Below are 17,657 nucleotides of genomic sequence, written 5' to 3' on the forward strand. Positions count from 1 at the left end.
TTTTTGGCTAGCAGGGAGGATTAGGAACGGATGAGTAAACAAACACAAATACGTAATTTCTCAATTATTGCACACATTGACCATGGAAAATCGACATTAGCTGATCGAATCCTTGATTTTACGGGGGCATTATCCGAAAGAGAAAAACAAGATCAGTTTTTAGATAAGATGGATTTGGAGAGGGAACGCGGGATTACCATTAAGTTGCAATCTGTTCGCTTACCATATAAAGCAAAAGATGGACAAGAATACATATTGAATCTGATCGACACTCCTGGTCATGTCGATTTTTCGTATGAAGTCTCAAGAAGCTTACAAGCATGTGAAGGAGCACTGTTAGTTGTCGATGCTGCCCAAGGAGTGGAAGCACAGACTTTAGCAAATGTTTATTTGGCATTGGAAAATGATCTGGAAATTATTCCAGTGATCAATAAGATTGACTTGCCAAGTGCTGATCCAGAAAGAGTGAAAGATGAAGTAGAGGAAGTAATTGGACTCGATGCTAGCGATGCAGTACTTGCTTCTGCAAAAGCAGGGATTGGGATCGAGGAAATTTTAGAACAGATCGTGGAAAAAGTACCTGCACCAAAAGGAGATCCTGATGCACCTCTTCAAGCATTGATATTTGATTCTTTTTATGATGCATACAAAGGTGTCATTGTCTACATGCGAGTAGTCGAAGGTACCATTCGAAAAGGCATGAAAATTAAAATGATGGCAACTGGTAAGACATTTGAAGTGCTGGAAGTCGGGGCATATAATCCGCACCCTGTCGCAATGGATGAATTATCAGTGGGAGAAGTTGGATTTGTCGTAGCTAGTATCAAAAATGTAAAAGACACACGAGTTGGAGATACAATCACAGATGCAGTTACCCCAGCTGCGGAGCCGCTGCCTGGTTATCGGAAAACAAACCCGATGGTATTTTGCGGGCTATATCCAGTCGATTCATCTCAATATGAAGATTTACGAGAAGCATTGGAGAAGTTGGAGCTAAACGATGCGTCTTTGGCATATGAACCCGAAACTTCCAATGCGCTTGGCTTTGGATTTCGTTGTGGGTTTTTAGGGTTGCTACATATGGAGATTATTCAAGAGAGAATCGAGAGAGAATTTCAAATATCTCTTATCACTACCGCACCAAGTGTTGTTTACCATGTATATCTAACAGACGGATCGGTTTTGCAAATTGAAAATCCTACATTGATGCCAGAAGTACAAAAAATCGATCATATAGAAGAACCATTTGTCCGAGCTAGTATTATGGTTCCTAATGACTTCGTTGGTACTGTGATGGAATTGTGTCAAACCAAACGAGGTCAATATATTGATATGAAGTACTTGGATACGAATAGGGTTAATTTGCAATACGATTTACCATTATCGGAGATCGTTTATGATTTCTTTGATCTGTTGAAATCGAGTACCAAAGGGTATGCTTCTTTTGATTATGAGTTAATCGGCAACAAAACTTCAAACTTAGTGAAGATGGATGTTTTGTTAAATGGGGAAGTGGTAGATGCTCTATCCTTCATCGTTCACCGTGATCGTGCACAACATCGAGGACGTTTATTAGTTGAGAAATTAAAGAAATTAATCCCAAGGCAAATGTTTGAAATTCCAGTCCAAGCTGCGATTGGAAACAAAGTTGTAGCACGGGAAAATATCAGTGCGATCCGCAAAAATGTATTAGCTAAGTGTTATGGTGGGGATATCAGTCGTAAACGGAAACTCCTTGAGAAGCAAAAAGAAGGGAAAAAACGAATGAAAGCGGTAGGTAGCGTAGAAGTACCACAAGAAGCATTTATGGCAGTATTAAAAATGGAGGAGAAGTAAGTGACTCCTCCTAAAGCGGTATATATTCACATCCCATTTTGCGCTACCAAATGCCACTACTGTGATTTCACCGCTTATGTCGTCGAGGGACAGCCTGTTGATGACTATCTGGACGCGTTAGCAAAAGAGATCGAGATGACGGTTCGTGATGCTCCTCCAGAGCAGTTAGAAAGCATTTTTATTGGTGGTGGAACTCCTACTGTTTTAACTCCGGTTCAGATGAAAAAAATGCTCGATATCATACAAACATATTTTCCTGAGCGAGCTCCCGCCATCGAGTATACAATGGAAGCAAACCCTGGGACGACCACTCCTGAGTTACTCGCCGTAATAAGAGATGGAGGGGTAAATCGTCTAAGCTTTGGAGCACAAACCTTTGAACCTCATTTATTGCGGGAAATTGGAAGATCGCATGGAGTCAGTGAGATTGCTACAAGTGTAAAAGAAGCGAGGACTGCGGGGATTTCCAATATCTCTTTGGATTTGATGTTTGGCTTGCCAAATCAAAGCCTCGATCAAATGCGGGATACGTTAGAGCGTGCAGTAGCTTTATCACCAGACCACTTTTCTTGTTACAGTTTAAAAGTGGAAGAAGGGACACTATTTTATCATCTGGAAGAGCGTGGACAATTACCTTTACCAGATGAAGAAGTAGAATATGGTATGTATCAACTTATTCGTGATTATCTGCTCCAGCAAGGTTATGCCCAATATGAAGTGAGTAATTTTTCCAAACAAGGCAGAGAAAGCAAGCATAATTCAACCTACTGGAAAAATGAGTCGTATTATGGTTTTGGTGCTGGTGCTCATGGGTATGTACATGGTACTAGACATGTAAATGTAAAAGGGATATCAGAATACGTTAGTCGGATTGACCGTGGAGAACGGCCCATTTTGCAACAAGAAAAGATTCCCCTTCAGGAGCAGATGGAAAATTATTTTATTCTCGGGTTACGATTGCTTGAGGGAGTCAGTTTACAACAATTCAAGCAGCAATATGGCCAACCTGCTGATCACGTTTTTGGAGATGCGATTGAAACATTAGTAAACAAACAGTTTCTTCGTGTTGAAGGAGATATTATCCGGCTGACAGAACAGGGATTATTATTTGGAAATGATGTTTTCGTACAATTTCTCTATTGATAACATTGACACCGTATCAGACCTTTGATAACTTATAGATTAGATTTTAGCACTCATGACAAACGAGTGCTAATAAAGAAACTTGACGAAGTGTCTTGGCTTTAACAAGACACTGACAAAGGTCTAGTTGCACATATGTAGATAAGATATGAATTCCTTCTTATCTACCAAGTTAGGGGGGGAGGCAGATGTTAACCGAGCGGCAAAAAAAGATTCTCTGGGCAATTGTTGATGAATACATCATATCAGCTGAACCAGTTGGATCTCGTACTGTTTCCAAAAAGAAAGGCGTTGGTTTTAGCGCTGCAACAGTGCGGAATGAAATGGCTGACTTAGAAGAGATGGGTTTTTTGGAGCAACCGCATACATCTGCCGGACGTATTCCTTCAGAAAAGGGATATCGCTTTTACGTGGATCATCTTCTGCATTCTTATGTCCCCAAAGAAGAAGATCATGATGTTTTTCTACTTGATCAGGCTGAAAAATTAGAGCAAGAGATGCAGCGAATCTCTGCAAGGCTTTCTCAATTAACCAATTATATGACGATGATAGCAAGTCCAAAATTGGTAGAGGGTCATTTAAAACACTTGTCCATCGTACCAATTACAGAGCAAATCGCTGTTTCTGTGATTGTTAGTGATAAAGGACAAGTAGAACAACATCAAATCGTTATTCCTGAGATGATATCTTCTTCTATGATTGAGGAATTAGTAAACTTGCTTAATTACCGTGCCATCGGAATTCCACTTTCTCAATTAAGAAAACAAGCTTTAAGACAGATAAATGATGATCTACACCATTTGTTATATCCAAAACCGCTTATTTCAACTATGTTAGAGCAATTGTTTATGTTTGAACAACCAGAGCAGTTGTTCTTAAGCGGTACTACACGTATGTTGGAACAACCAGAGTTTCGCGATGTTGACAAAGTACGAAGTCTGCTTGATCTTGTTGAGGCAAATGAACAAGTCCTCCAATTGCTAGAGCCAATAGAACCGATGTTCACAGGTGTACAAGTGCGTATCGGAAGTGAAATCGCTGTCGAGGGAGTGGAAGGGTGTAGTGTAATCACTGCATCTTTTGAACTGGAAAATGATCCTGTTGGCACAATAGGTGTGTTAGGTCCTACTAGAATGGACTATGGGAAAGTTATTTCTCTTATCGAAGGTTTTACGAAGTCTTTATCCAATAGGAATTAAAGATGCTGGCGATGTATTCTTGCCTATTTTTACTTGACAGAGGTCTGGTGGTTTGCAGGTAGATAAAACAAATTTCGCTTATCTACAATAAAAGATATCCTCGGTCCCCATATGGAAAGGAAGGGTTCAATGGCTGAAAGTGAATTTTTTGATGCAGATCGAGTAGATCCTCGCCTATCTGCGTTACAATCGAATGTAAATGCTGTGAGAGCAGTGGCTTCTGCGGTAGAGACTACTCTAGGGCCAAAAGGATTGGACACTATGCTTGTTGGGGAACGAGGAGAAGTAATTGTTACCAATGATGGCGTAACAATCTTAGATCGAATGCAAGTAGAGCATCCAGCTGCCCATATGATCGTAAATGTAGCTCGTGCACAACAAGATGAAATGGGTGATGGAACTACAACAGCTACTCTTTTGGCTGCGGCTCTTGTAAGCGAAGGTGTAAAACAAGTAGCTTCAGGAGTACCTGTGGTGAAAGTGATTGCAGGAATCAATCGAGGAATACGGTTTGCACTGAAGAAAATGAAGGATCGATCTCGTAAAATTCAACATCTTGATGATGAATGGCTACAGCGTATTGCATTTACCGCTAGTCGAGAGAATGAGGATATTACAGTATCTGTTATTGAAGCTGCTCATTTGATTGGACATGAAAAATTAATGGATAAGAATTTTCGACTGTCGAGTTCTGTTGTGGCTCATCCACGTGCGGAAAGCGCTGTTTTTACAGGCGTTTTTCTCAATCGATCTAGATTAAATCCTCAAATGCCAAGAGCAAAGGTAGACGCGAGAATATTATTATTAGCAGATTCTTTGGTTGCCGAAACGGTAGATGATGAAGCACTGAGAACAGAAGCTGGTTTTAAAAAACAGGAGCGTTTTCGTGAACAATTTTTAACAGCGCTAGAAAATATGGTTCATTTAAATGTAGGTATTGTTTTAACTACAGGAAACATTGACCCATTAGCAGAAGATATACTTACGGATTCTGGAGTAATGGTTGTTTCAGGACTCACTCAAGATGAAGTGTCGCGTGTTTCCGATCACACACTTGCTAAGCCTATCAAACGCAGCAGCTTATTTAAACCAATGGAAGAGATCGAACCGATTTTAGGTTACGCTTCTATTATTGAAGATGATGGGATTTTGGAACGTGTCCTTATTAGTGGGGGGAGAGGGAAGCCGTTTGCGACGATTTTAGTCAGTGCTTCTACAGAAGAAGTGGTAGGGGAAATAGAGCGCATCTGTAAAGATGCTGCTTCTGCTGTTCAAGCTGCTGTCAAAGGTGGATTTGTTCCTGGCGGTGGGGCTTTGGAATTGTCTATAGCACGTGATGTGGAGAGATTTCGAGATAGTATACAGGGGATGGAACGTTTTGGTGTGGCTGTTGTAGCTCAAGCGTTAGAACGTCCGATGACACAAGTTGTAGCCAATGCTGGATTTAATCCATTGGAAAAAATTGAGACGGTGAAAGCCTATCAAGTGAAACGTGATTCCGATTCCTTGGGGATCGACTGTGATCGTGGTACTATTTCAGATATGATTGAAATGGGTGTAGTTGATCCTTTGTTGGTAAAATACCATGCATTAAAAGCTGCAGGCGAAGTAGCTACTGCTGTTCTGCGTATCCATACTGTAGTGAAAATGAGGAACAACATATAAAAGGAGGGAATAGTGTGGAAGAGAAACAAAATGTAGACGAAATCGAACAGAATGAAGTTCATCATTCTGAAGATTCGCCTGACGCTTTAGAAGTTGACGTGGAAGCCTTACAAGCACAACTCGTTGCTATGAAAGAGAAAAATGAACAACTTGAGAAAGATTTAGCAGAATCAAAAAATCATTTGGCTAGATCAGTCGCCGATTTGGAAAATGCACGTCGACGAGCTCGCAAAGAAAAAGAAGATGCGGTAAAATATGCATCAGTACCTCTTATTGAATCTTTGTTACCTGTTTTAGATAACTTTGAAAGAGCCCTCGATGCAGCCGACAATAAAGAAGAAGCAAAGGGTTTACTGGATGGAGTAGAAATGGTTTATCGTCAATTGCTCCAAGCACTTTCTGATTCAGGATTAAGTATGGTAGAAGCTGTAGGAATGCCCTTTGATCCGCATGTACATAACGCAGTTATGCAAGTTGATTCGACTGAACATGAGTCTGGAATAGTAGTAGAGGAATTGCAATCAGGATATCGCTTCCGCGAACGCGTTATTCGCCCCACTATGGTCAAAATTAGTACGTAGTGTCGAAAGCTTCTACGTGGCGCGAATGGAAATTCCTATATAGACAAATTATTTCTCTAATTTTAAGATAAACTATTCTGTTATCTAAGCTATTATATACATAGCAATATCTTAGGAGGGTGTAACATTGGGTAAGATTATTGGAATTGACTTAGGAACAACTAACTCTTGTGTGGCATTTATGGAAGGTTCAGAAGCAGTAGTAATCCCAAATGCTGAAGGAGGTCGTACAACTCCTTCGATCGTTGGAATTTCTAAACAAAACGAAAGATTGGTAGGGGAAGCAGCCAAGCGTCAAGCAATTACCAATCCTGAAAATACTGTTATGTCCGTAAAAAGACATATCGGGACAGATTATAAAGTAACTGTTGAAGGAAAAGATTATACACCGCAAGAAATCTCTGCAATGATCCTACAGAGATTGAAACAAGATGCGGAGAGCTACCTTGGTGAATCTGTGACACAAGCAGTTATCACAGTACCTGCGTATTTTAATGATAGCCAACGTCAAGCGACAAAAGATGCAGGTAAAATCGCTGGGTTAGAAGTAATGCGTATTATAAACGAACCAACTGCAGCAGCTTTGGCATATGGTTTAGAAAAAACAGATGAAGAAAAAATCTTGGTATTTGACCTTGGTGGTGGTACCTTTGACGTTTCTATCCTCGAATTAGAAGATAATTTCTTCCAAGTTATTTCTACAAGTGGAGATAACCATCTTGGTGGAGATGACTTCGACCAAGTCATTATTGATTATTTAGTACAAGAATTTCGCCGCGAAAATGGAATTGACCTGTCCAATGATAAAATGGCTTTACAACGTTTAAAAGATGCAGCAGAAAAAGCGAAGAAAGATCTGTCTGGTGTATTAAATACAACGATTTCACTTCCATTTTTGACCATGGATCAATTTGGACCAAAACACCTTGAAGTTACGCTTACACGTGCTAAATTTGAAGAATTGAGTGAAAATCTAATTGAGCGTACAATGGTTCCTACACGCCAAGCCTTGAGTGATGCAGGATTATCTCCAAATGAAATCAGTAAAGTGGTATTGGTTGGTGGATCTACACGTATCCCAGCCGTACAAGAAGCAATTAAACGCCTTACTGGAAAAGAACCAACCAAAGGTGTGAACCCAGATGAAGTAGTTGCTATGGGTGCAGCTATTCAAGGTGGAGTTATCACTGGGGAAGTGAAAGATGTTGTACTGGTTGACGTAACACCTCTTTCTCTTGGTATTGAAACAATGGGCGGTGTATTTACGAAGATTATTGATCGTAATACAGCTATTCCTACAGATGGAACTCAGGTTTTCTCCACCGCGGCAGACAATCAAACTGCAGTAGATATTCATGTGCTTCAAGGAGAGCGTCCTATGGCAGCTGACAACAAAACGCTTGGACGTTTCCAATTGCATGATATTCCACCAGCACCACGTGGTATCCCGCAAATTGAAGTTACATTTAATATTGATGTAAACGGTATTGTAAATGTGACAGCAAAAGACAAAGCAACAAACAAGAGCCAAAAGATCACCATCCAATCTTCTAGCGGGTTAAATGATAGTGATATCGAAAAAATGATCCGTGAAGCAGAAGAGAATGCAGAAGCGGATAAACGCAAAAAAGAATCTGTTGAACTCCGCAACAAAGCAGAACAACTTGTTTTCACTACGGAAAAAACCGTAAAAGAGTTGGCTGATAAAGTAGATGCTAGTGAAGTAGAAGCTGCTAATGCTGCAAAAGAAGAAGTACAAAAAGCACTGGAAGGTAATGATGAAGAAGCATTGAAGAAAGCGATAGAAGATCTGGAGCAAAAAGTACAACAACTCTCTGTAAAATTGTACGAGAAAATGCAACAAGAAGCAGCTGCAGAAGGTGAAGCTGATAAGAAAAATGATGACAATGTCGTAGATGCTGAGTTTGAAGACGTAAAAGACGAAAAATAAAGCACACAGCCCTCATGGCCATAGCCGAAGAACTACTAGGCTCTGGCCTCCTCCGCTTGTTTTCTATTTCTAGGGAGAAGGAGGTGATCTTGTGAGCAAACGTGATTACTACGATGTTTTAGATGTTCCTCGAACATCTAATGAAGAAGAAATCCGCAAAGCTTATCGAAGGCTTGCTCGCAAATATCATCCTGATGTAAACAAAGAAGCCGATGCCGAAGCCAAATTTAAAGAAGTGAAAGAAGCTTATGAGGTATTAGGCGATCCGCAAAAGAAAGCTCAGTATGATCAATTTGGTCATGCAGACCCAACAGGTGGTATGGGTGGAGCTGGTTTTAATGGCCAAGACTTTGGTTTTGGTGATATTTTTGATATGTTCTTTGGCGGTGGTCGACGTGCAAATCCGAATGCACCCAGACAAGGGACTGATTTAGAAGCTCGTATGCATATTGAGTTCAAAGATGCTATCTTTGGTTCTCAAAAAGATATAATCATGGTGAAAGCTGCTGATTGTGACAATTGTCATGGTACTGGAGCGAAACCAGGAAGTAAGCCAGAAGTTTGTTCGACTTGTCAGGGAAAAGGACATGTAGAATCCATTCAAAATACACCTTTTGGCCGTATTGTTAATCGACATGACTGCCAACAGTGCCGCGGTAAAGGTAAAATCATTCGTGATAAATGTGCCTCTTGTTCAGGAACTGGACAAACGAAGAAAAAGTTCAAAATCCCTGTCACGATACCAGCTGGTATTTATGATGGAGAACAAATTCGAATATCAGGTGAAGGTAATCCTGGCGTAAATGGTGGGCCACCTGGGGACTTATATGTTACTATTTTTGTTAGAAAACATGACTTCTTTACAAGAGAAGGATATGATCTCACCTGTCAGATTCCTTTAACTTTTGTGCAAGCTGCTCTTGGAGATGAGATTGTTGTACCTACCTTAGATGGAAGAGCTAAGCTGAAAATACCAGCAGGAACTCAAACAGGTACTGAATTTCGTCTGCGAGGTAAAGGTGTACCACGAGCACGCGGATACGAAGGAGACCTTCGTGTTCAGGTGAAAATTGTTACCCCAGTGAATTTGACTGAAGAACAAAAACAGTTACTTCGTGACTTCAACCGCCTTTCTGGCGAATATATACATGAGCAGAATGATAATTTCTTTACAAAAATGAAAAAAGCGTTTAAAGGAGAGTAACGGGCGAATGGTGCCCGTTTTCTTTTTTAATGAAGCATGTGTTTTTTAAAAAGGAGAATAAAGAAATGAAATGGTTGGAAATCGCAATTCATACGCATGAAGAATCCGTAGAAGCTCTAACGGAGCGGTTGCATAAGATGGGAGCTGGTGGTGTATCGATGGAGGATTCCGCTACATTAGCTCAAACACAATCTGGCGATTATGGCGAAATAATCGCCTTAAATCCATCTGATTATCCTGATGCAGGTGTTGTATTAAAATCTTATTTTTCAGAAGTAAGTCAAACTGACGTGTTGGTTGAGCAGATCAAGAAATGCCTGATAGAGTTAAAAAGCTATGGTTTGCAAGTGGAGCCAGGGAGTATTCAAACAAAATGGGTTGATGATGAAGACTGGGCAAATGCATGGAAAACATACTACAAACCAACTCGAGTCTCAGAGAAATTAGTAGTTGTACCAGTATGGGAAGAATATGTACCCCAAGATGGTGAGTTGCCCATTTATTTAGATCCCGGTATGGCGTTTGGTACAGGTACTCATCCGACAACTAGATTGACAATGAGGCTGATGGAAAAGTACTTACAAGCTGATCAGAAAGTTATTGATGTAGGCTGTGGAAGTGGCATCCTAAGTATCGCAGCAGAGAAGCTAGGAGCTAACGAAGTTCTTGCTTTAGATTTAGATCCTGTGGCAGTAAAAAATACTGAGGAAAATTGTGCACAGAATGAAACAAGAAAAATAGTGGTAAGAGAAGGCAATCTCCTACATGGAATTGGGACAACCGCTCCAATCATCGTGGCCAATATACTAGCTGAAATTTTGCAACAGATGATGTATGATCTACCCAGAGTGTTAGAACCAGGAGGCATCTTTATTGGCTCGGGAATTATCGAAAATAAGAAAGATGATGTTATCCAAGGATTACAGGAAGTGGGATTATCTATCATAGAAATAATTTCAGAAGAGGACTGGGTTGCTGTAGCGGCAAAGAGGTTTTGAAGATGAGGTAGTTTTTAGTTGTGAACATATTTTTATGTTGATGAGAATAGAATTTATTCTATCTTTCCTGCCAAAAAAATGGTAAAATGGTGAGGGTTTTTTCATGCAAAGATACTTTATCACTCCTGATCAATTAATGGGAGATGTCATTCATATAACAGGTGATGATGTTCACCATATTCGTACTGTCATGAGAAGTAAGTTAGGAGACAAAGTTATTTGCTGTATGATGGGGATGGATTACTTGGTGGAGATTAAGGAAATAGCAGGTGATTCCATTACATGCTTTATCCTTGAACGATCTAAATCTCTTGGCGAACCAACAGTACAAGTTACGATAGCACAGGGTTTACCAAAAGGAGAAAAGTTAGAATGGATTTTTCAAAAAGGCACAGAATTAGGTGCTGCATCTTTTCTACCTTTTTCATCCACTCGTACAGTTGTTAAAATAGATGCTTCCAAATCAACTAAGAAGCATGATAGATGGTCCAAAATTGTCAAAGAAGCATCAGAGCAATCTCATCGTGGACGTATTCCAACTATTTCTTTACCAATTAATTGGAATACGTTGTTAACCGAAATACCAAATTATGATCTGGCTATGATTGCGTACGAAAAAGGTGGACAGGTTCTGAGCGCCATTCCATCCTTATCCGAAGCAAAATCAATCTTGATGATGATAGGTCCGGAAGGCGGATTTTCTGAATCAGAAGTCCAAGATGCAGTTAACAAAGGTGCAATCCCGATCACATTAGGAAATCGAATTTTACGTACGGAAACAGCAGCAATAAGTCTGCTGACATGTATCATGTTTGTTCATAACGAATTAGGGGGTGACCGAAATGAGTAAAATTGCTTTTCATACATTAGGATGTAAAGTGAATGCTTATGAAACAGAAGCAATGTGGCAATTGTTTCAACAAGCCGGATATGAAAGAGTAGAATTTGATCATACTGCAGATGTTTACCTCATCAATACTTGTACGGTTACCAACACTGGAGATAAAAAAAGCCGTCAAGTAATACGAAGAGCAATCCGAAAAAATCCAGATGCTGTTATCGCTGTTACAGGTTGCTATGCTCAAACATCTCCAAGTGAAGTAGCCGCAATCCCTGGTGTTGATATTGTAGTAGGTACACAAGGCAGAGATAAGTTGATAGATTATGTGGAGCAATATCGCAAGGAACGTCAACCTATTAATGCGGTAGGAAATATCATGAAACAACGAGAATACGAAGAACTAGATGTTCCAACATTTGCAGACCGTACTCGTGCATCACTCAAAATCCAAGAAGGATGCAACAATTTCTGTACGTTTTGTATCATTCCTTGGGCAAAAGGGTTGTCTCGTAGCCGTAAACCGGAAAATGTTTTGGCACAAGCAAGACAATTGGTGGCAGCTGGTTACAAAGAAATTGTACTAACTGGTATCCATACAGGTGGCTATGGCGATGACCTCGAAAACTATCAACTTGCAGATCTCTTGATCGATCTCGATAAAATCCCTGATCTGCATCGCATCCGTATTAGTTCGATTGAAGCGAGTCAAGTGGGTGATCGTTTGATTGAAGTATTAAATTCATCAGATAAGATGTGTCGCCATCTTCATATCCCGCTTCAAGCTGGAGATAATGAAGTCCTTAAAAGAATGCGCCGTAAATATACAGTAGAAGAATACCGTGAGACGATCTTAAAATTGCACCAAGCACTTCCCGGAGTAGCGATCACAACAGATATGATTGTAGGATTCCCTGGTGAGACAGAAGAACAATTTTTAAATGGCTACCGGTTTGTTGAAGAACTTGGTATGTATCAAATGCATGTATTCCCATACTCCAAGCGTACAGGCACACCAGCTGCTCGGATGACCGATCAAGTAGCAGATGATGCGAAAAATGACCGCGTCAGCCGCTTGATTGCTCTCTCCAATAAACTCACTACCACTTATGCAAGTAAGTATACTGGGGAAGTATTAGAAGTAATTCCCGAAAGAGCATATAAAGAAGAACCAAACAGTGGATTGTACACAGGTTATACAGACAACTATCTTCCAGTGGCATTTCCAGCAACAGAGGAAATGATTGGGAAAGTTTGCCGGGTTAAATTGGACGAAGTAGGACCAGAAATGAATAAAGGTTCTTTTGTTCGTGTATTAGAAGATAAGCAGTTATGCTCCTAGTAATTAGGGGCATTTTTTTTATTACTAAAAAAGTTGTAATAACATGTTATTACGCATATAATAAAGAAAGTAAGAAACGAGCAGGTGATTAACATGGATAATACAGCAAGGAAACACTATCGCAAAATCGGACGAATTGGCAATAGTTATGGTTTTACTCTACCCAAAGAAGCTTTAGAAGAGCTAAATGTGAAACAAGGAGATGTTGTTGAACTTTCCATAAAAGATGGGAAATTGACGGTTCAACGTCAAGAAACTCAAGAAATAGATTCTCAGTTTTTACAGATAGCAGAAAGGGCCTTTAAACGCTATGACAAAGCGTTTAAAGCATTACGAGATAGATAAATGGTTCGATCCTTAACAGCTGAACAATTGTTGTTTCTGCATTATCTTGTAATGGAAAGATATGACGAAAAGGAACATCGTGGAGTTATATTTCCTAATCGATTTTATTCTCTGGTGGAGGGCCCGAAAACGGTAGTTTTTGGAGAAGAAATTCATCCAACGCTGTGGCAAAAAGCAGGTGCTCTTGTGCAATCAATTGTTCAAGAACACCCATTTGTAAATGGAAACAAACGAACCGCATTTCTGGCACTTATTTATTTCCTAGAATTAAATGGATATTCACTTCGATTATCCAATGAGGATGCAGTTGAATTAATGGTACGATTTGCAACTGACGACCAATTAAAAGGGGAAGATGGACCAAAACATATAGGAGAAATAATTAAATCTATAGTGTAGAGTTTGAGAGAAAACATAGGAATCATCCTTCTTGAAATGGATGATTTTTTTGATGCTAGTATAAGTAACAGGAGGATTGAACATGCGAAAAGAAAGATCAGCAGGCGGCGTAGTATTTCGTAAAGGGGCAGAAGGAATACAAATTCTACTCATACAAGATCGCTTTGGAAAAATAACTTTACCAAAAGGCCATCAAGAAGCAGGTGAAACCATCGAACAAACAGCGATTCGTGAGGTCGAAGAGGAGACGGGGGTGGTTGGGGAGATTGTAACCAAAATTGATACTATTTCTTATGTATTCACACACCCTGAGCACGGCAAGATAGAGAAAGAAGTTACATATTATGTATTACAAACAAATACAAGCACCATCATCCCTCAACTAGAGGAGATCAATGAAGTAGCTTGGTATTCGATAGATAAGGCGAAAGAGCTTCATGCTGAAAAAGGCTATGGAAACAACAAATCAATTTTGGAAGCCGCCATTCAATACATCAACAAAGAATTAACATGATGACTTAAACCCTAACTTTTTTATTGATCTTACTTTAACTGTCGAAATTAAATAGCAATAATGCGAGGTAAACGATGGTTGCTGGTTTAAAACGGATCGAACTAATAGTTTTGTTTTGCAATTGTAAGTGGTTACAAGGGGATAGTGCTTTATCAGTACCATTACTTTTTTGCAGATTTCAATCATAAAGCCTCTCTGGAACCATCCATTCCACCAATCGTGCAAAGCCAGCACAAACAGGTAACACCATTAGGGAGCAAACGACATTATAGATAGTTTGTGTATGAGCTACTTGGATAGAAGGATCAGCAGAAAAAGTTGATACTACTTCAAGGAGCAACGGAATCAGTGGTAGGAAGAGGAAAGCTCCACCGACATTGAGCACTAAATGAGCAATGGCAACTCGTTTAGCGGATGGTTTGGTCTGTAATGCTGCAATAAGTCCAGTTGCACAAGTCCCGACATTACTTCCGATGACAACAGCGATGGCAAATGGGAGAGAAATGACTCCAGATGCATAGAAACCCATCGCGATCGCAACCATCGCACTACTGCTATGAATCAGTGCAGTAATAACCATACCAGTGAGGAAACCCATCAGGATTGGGTAATCCGTTCCAGACATCAACCAATCGATCCAACCTTCCTTTTCCAGTGGTGCAGCAACACTTTGCATCCATTTTACTCCTGCGAAAATAAACCCAAGTCCAAGCCAAATGGGACCAGTTCTTTGCTTAATCAAGATTAGAATGAATCCAATCGCTATTAATGGCCATGCAAAATCATCGAGTTTTAATGCAAGTAATTGTGTGGTAACCGTTGTACCAATATTCGTTCCTAGGATAATACCTAATGATTGGGTGAAGGTAAGTAACCCTGTATCGACAAGTCCAATTGTAAATACGGTAACAGCAGTGCTGCTTTGGAGTAATGCTGTTAAAATGGTTCCACATAGCATCCCACGCCAAGGAGTTTTCGTAAAGCGGAGCAAGATGGTTTTCAGATGTTTCTCTGCTAAACTTTCCAGACCGTTTCGCATTACTTTCATTCCAACCAGAAAGATGCTGAGTCCCGCACAAAAGGGAAGTAAAATAGTAATCATATATCTTCCTCCTCTCTCCATCTTATGGAGAAAAGGACGGGCTCATGCTAGAGAAACGCAAAAAAGCCTTCTCAAGGCTTAGGTTATGTATGTTTGGTGAGTCCGACGAGCTGTCGGACTCACATGGGAACTACTTATTGGTTTTCTTGAACATCCTTTTCAGATATGTCCAAAACTCCTTGAAGTAATTCCACCTTGTCAGATAGGGATCATTGGTTGCTCGATCCCAGTGGTAGTGAACTGTTACCACACGACCTGTATGGCGAACAATCTGATACTTCTTCACGTTGATATAGCGAAGACGCATACCTGTGTTGTAGAGCTCACCCTTGGGGAAGTTAGACCCATCGCCAAAGCGATCAGGACTAAGCAGTTCGAAATTCTTTGTTACATTTTCCACGCAACGGTCGAACTCTTCCTGTGGTGTGTATCGCTTCCCTGCAAGCCTGCGATTTTCATTGCGCTCGCGACATACATCAGCCGGGGTATCGAGCAGGAGGTGGAGTACGCGATAGCCTCGCTTGAGAGCTTCTTCGACCATCGTCCGACGACCAAACTCGCCGTCCAGCGTGGCGCCGCCACTTTGAAAGATGATAACTCGTCCTGAGACAGGGTTATCGAGTGCAAAGAGGAACAGTTCTCTCGTCCGTTCCCGATTGCTAGTAAAATGATCCATCGGATTACTAGTAGTATCCCATCCCTCAGGGAACTGTCCATCGGGGTCGATCTCGATGGAAGTGAGACCAAACCGGTACCACAAGTCGTTCCGAATCATCATACCTGCTTGGTCCTTGCCAGCGGCAATATTTCCACTAGTGAAGATCACCCATCGATCTGTGATAAATGGGGGCAGGATTTTCACCTTGCTCTTTGTACCGAGTTCCATTTGTTTCTCTCTTTCTTCTGGGAACTGTTACTAAACTGATTGTACAAAAATTTAAATAAAAAATCGACTCCTAAAATAGGAATCGTTTAGAAAAAAGGGGTTATTTCTTTTTTGGCTGTTTGTTTAAAAAAGGTGCGGTATCAAACTCATTAAAATCGGGATGGAATGGTTCTTGCCAACCAGGAAATTCTGTAGGGACTTGCTGTTGCTTGAAATATTTCTCTTTTTTCTCTTCGGCAGGTGTTGGTTCACCGAGATAAAACCAAGGATCTTCTTGAATTTCATCGATAAATGGTCCGTTCGGTTGATTCCATTGTTTTTCTACTTCTTCAGATACCATCTGTTTGACCAATTTACGTAATGCAGCTTCACTTACTGTATATTTTTTAGCCAAAAGTTACTCTCCCCTTTGTTAAAATCGTGGTATAGTGTATGCTGTTAAGATGTAAAGGTGAATAGTGGAGGGTAACAATGGACTGTATTTTTTGTAAAATTATTAAAGGAGAAATACCATCAAAAAAGGTGTATGAAGATGAAAATCTATATGCTTTTTATGATATTGAACCAACTGCTCCAACACATGTTCTGGTGGTACCCAAGAAACATATTGCATCCATTTTAGACATAACACCAGATGATGCTCCATTAATGGGAAAAATCATGCTTGGGATCAAAAAAATCGCTAAGCAACTGGGCTTATCGGAGGATGGATTTCGTGTTGTCACCAACACGGGTCCTTATGGAGGGCAGACTGTTTTTCATATTCACTTCCATATACTAGGTGGTCAAATGCTTGGAAAAATGGGTTAGTATGTATTTTTGACATTGTCTTCTTTTATGGGCTATAATGGAGAGTGACCTTTTGTGTTCAATTCTTTAGAAGGTTATTGCAGGTGTCGTGGAAGCTGACCTCCTTTTATGGATCAGGCCGCTATCTGCTTACTCTAGTGGCTCTTTTTGCTCTTGGAGGGAGGGAGAAGCATGGTTGAAACACGTGTGAGAAAAAATGAATCACTCGATGCTGCTTTACGTCGTTTCAAACGTTCCATTTCAAAAGATGGAGTTTTAGCGGAAACAAGGAAACGCGAGCGCTATGATAAACCCAGTGTGAAACGAAAAAAGAAAGCCGAAGCAGCAGCACGCAATAAAAAGCGTAGATAAAGAGGTGTCCTACCTGTGAGTTTAGTCCAGCAGTTGGATCAAGATATGAAAGCTGCGATGAAGCAAAAAGACAAAGAAACTTTGTCAACGATCCGCATGGTTCGTGCTTCCATCAAAAAGGTGGAGATCGATAACCGTGGTGAACTTAGTGATGATCAAGCATTAGAGGTACTTGTGCGTGAGATTAAACAACGCAAGGACTCTTTGCAAGAATACGAAAAAGCAGGTCGTGATGACTTAGCAAGTAAGGAAAAACGTGAGATTGAAATTTTATCCACGTATTTACCAAAACAATTAACAGAAGAAGAACTCCGTGCAATTGTGGATAAAGCGATTGCAGAAACGGGCGCTACTTCTAAAAAAGAAATGGGCAAAGTGATGGGTGCTGTCTTACCGCTTGTCAAAGGGCGTGCAGATAGTAAGCAAGTAAATCAGTTAGTTCAGCAGTTACTCGGATGACAGCGTGTTTCACGCTGTCTTTTTTTCCACATCT

The 17,657-nt window shown here is 40.4% G+C and carries 19 protein-coding genes; 16 read left to right on the forward strand and 3 right to left on the reverse strand.

Annotation, left to right across the window (positions count from 1 at the left end):
• Positions 1–30 precede the first annotated feature (30 nt).
• The 13 genes from lepA (at position 31) to GSM42_RS07655 (ending at position 14,015) form a co-directional block, all read left to right on the forward strand.
• Positions 31–1,836 carry a translation elongation factor 4 gene (gene lepA, locus GSM42_RS07595; protein ID WP_160800951.1) on the forward strand — a complete coding sequence of 602 codons (1,806 nt, stop codon included), beginning with the start codon at positions 31–33 and terminating at the stop codon, positions 1,834–1,836.
• Complete coding sequence (gene hemW, locus GSM42_RS07600) at positions 1,837–2,979, forward strand: radical SAM family heme chaperone HemW (RefSeq protein WP_160800952.1); 1,143 nt, start codon at positions 1,837–1,839, stop codon at positions 2,977–2,979.
• 188 nt (positions 2,980–3,167) lie between these two features.
• Entirely contained in the window at positions 3,168–4,178 is a 1,011-nt protein-coding gene (gene hrcA / locus GSM42_RS07605; RefSeq protein ID WP_160800953.1) for a heat-inducible transcriptional repressor HrcA, read from the forward strand.
• A 129-nt stretch (positions 4,179–4,307) separates the two neighbouring features.
• Complete coding sequence (locus GSM42_RS07610; RefSeq protein WP_160800954.1) at positions 4,308–5,843, forward strand: TCP-1/cpn60 chaperonin family protein; 1,536 nt, start codon at positions 4,308–4,310, stop codon at positions 5,841–5,843.
• 14 nt (positions 5,844–5,857) lie between these two features.
• On the forward strand, positions 5,858–6,424 hold the full coding sequence (gene grpE, locus GSM42_RS07615) for a nucleotide exchange factor GrpE (RefSeq protein WP_160800955.1): 567 nt from the start codon (positions 5,858–5,860) through the stop codon (positions 6,422–6,424).
• A 127-nt stretch (positions 6,425–6,551) separates the two neighbouring features.
• Entirely contained in the window at positions 6,552–8,375 is a 1,824-nt protein-coding gene (gene dnaK / locus GSM42_RS07620) for a molecular chaperone DnaK (protein WP_160800956.1), read from the forward strand.
• 91 nt (positions 8,376–8,466) lie between these two features.
• Entirely contained in the window at positions 8,467–9,579 is a 1,113-nt protein-coding gene (dnaJ, locus tag GSM42_RS07625; RefSeq protein ID WP_160800957.1) for a molecular chaperone DnaJ, read from the forward strand.
• A 65-nt stretch (positions 9,580–9,644) separates the two neighbouring features.
• A complete protein-coding gene (prmA, locus tag GSM42_RS07630; protein ID WP_160800958.1) occupies positions 9,645–10,577 on the forward strand; it encodes a 50S ribosomal protein L11 methyltransferase in 933 nt (310 codons plus the stop codon).
• Between the two features lie 103 nt (positions 10,578–10,680).
• Entirely contained in the window at positions 10,681–11,427 is a 747-nt protein-coding gene (locus tag GSM42_RS07635) for an RsmE family RNA methyltransferase (RefSeq protein WP_160800959.1), read from the forward strand.
• Positions 11,420–12,757 carry a tRNA (N(6)-L-threonylcarbamoyladenosine(37)-C(2))-methylthiotransferase MtaB gene (mtaB, locus tag GSM42_RS07640; RefSeq protein WP_160800960.1) on the forward strand — a complete coding sequence of 446 codons (1,338 nt, stop codon included), beginning with the start codon at positions 11,420–11,422 and terminating at the stop codon, positions 12,755–12,757. The genes GSM42_RS07635 and mtaB overlap by 8 nt, the downstream gene beginning before the upstream one ends.
• Positions 12,758–12,850: 93 nt before the next feature.
• Complete coding sequence (locus GSM42_RS07645) at positions 12,851–13,102, forward strand: AbrB/MazE/SpoVT family DNA-binding domain-containing protein (RefSeq protein ID WP_160800961.1); 252 nt, start codon at positions 12,851–12,853, stop codon at positions 13,100–13,102.
• Positions 13,103–13,501: a type II toxin-antitoxin system death-on-curing family toxin gene (locus GSM42_RS07650; protein WP_160800962.1), complete on the forward strand. Its 399-nt coding sequence runs from the start codon at positions 13,103–13,105 to the stop codon at positions 13,499–13,501.
• A gap of 82 nt (positions 13,502–13,583) precedes the next feature.
• Positions 13,584–14,015: an NUDIX hydrolase gene (locus tag GSM42_RS07655; RefSeq protein WP_160800963.1), complete on the forward strand. Its 432-nt coding sequence runs from the start codon at positions 13,584–13,586 to the stop codon at positions 14,013–14,015.
• 178 nt (positions 14,016–14,193) lie between these two features.
• Here the strand turns inward: GSM42_RS07655 and GSM42_RS07660 are convergent, their stop codons facing one another.
• From GSM42_RS07660 to GSM42_RS07670, 3 genes are all read right to left on the reverse strand, one after another.
• On the reverse strand, positions 14,194–15,117 hold the full coding sequence (locus GSM42_RS07660) for a Na/Pi cotransporter family protein (protein WP_160800964.1): 924 nt from the start codon (positions 15,115–15,117) through the stop codon (positions 14,194–14,196).
• Between the two features lie 130 nt (positions 15,118–15,247).
• Positions 15,248–16,003 carry a P-loop NTPase family protein gene (locus GSM42_RS07665; protein ID WP_160800965.1) on the reverse strand — a complete coding sequence of 252 codons (756 nt, stop codon included), beginning with the start codon at positions 16,001–16,003 and terminating at the stop codon, positions 15,248–15,250.
• Between the two features lie 100 nt (positions 16,004–16,103).
• Complete coding sequence (locus GSM42_RS07670) at positions 16,104–16,397, reverse strand: hypothetical protein (protein ID WP_160800966.1); 294 nt, start codon at positions 16,395–16,397, stop codon at positions 16,104–16,106.
• Between the two features lie 77 nt (positions 16,398–16,474).
• On the opposite strand from GSM42_RS07670, the gene GSM42_RS07675 reads away from it, so the two are divergent.
• The 3 genes from GSM42_RS07675 (at position 16,475) to GSM42_RS07685 (ending at position 17,623) form a co-directional block, all read left to right on the forward strand.
• Positions 16,475–16,813, forward strand: coding sequence for a histidine triad nucleotide-binding protein (locus GSM42_RS07675; RefSeq protein WP_160800967.1), 339 nt, complete (start codon positions 16,475–16,477; stop codon positions 16,811–16,813).
• A gap of 171 nt (positions 16,814–16,984) precedes the next feature.
• Entirely contained in the window at positions 16,985–17,164 is a 180-nt protein-coding gene (gene rpsU, locus GSM42_RS07680; RefSeq protein WP_160800968.1) for a 30S ribosomal protein S21, read from the forward strand.
• Positions 17,165–17,179: 15 nt separating this feature from the next.
• A complete protein-coding gene (locus tag GSM42_RS07685) occupies positions 17,180–17,623 on the forward strand; it encodes a GatB/YqeY domain-containing protein (protein ID WP_160800969.1) in 444 nt (147 codons plus the stop codon).
• Positions 17,624–17,657 lie beyond the last annotated feature (34 nt).

This window comes from Shimazuella alba, from assembly GCF_009831235.1.
Classification (GTDB): domain Bacteria; phylum Bacillota; class Bacilli; order Thermoactinomycetales; family Thermoactinomycetaceae; genus Shimazuella; species Shimazuella alba.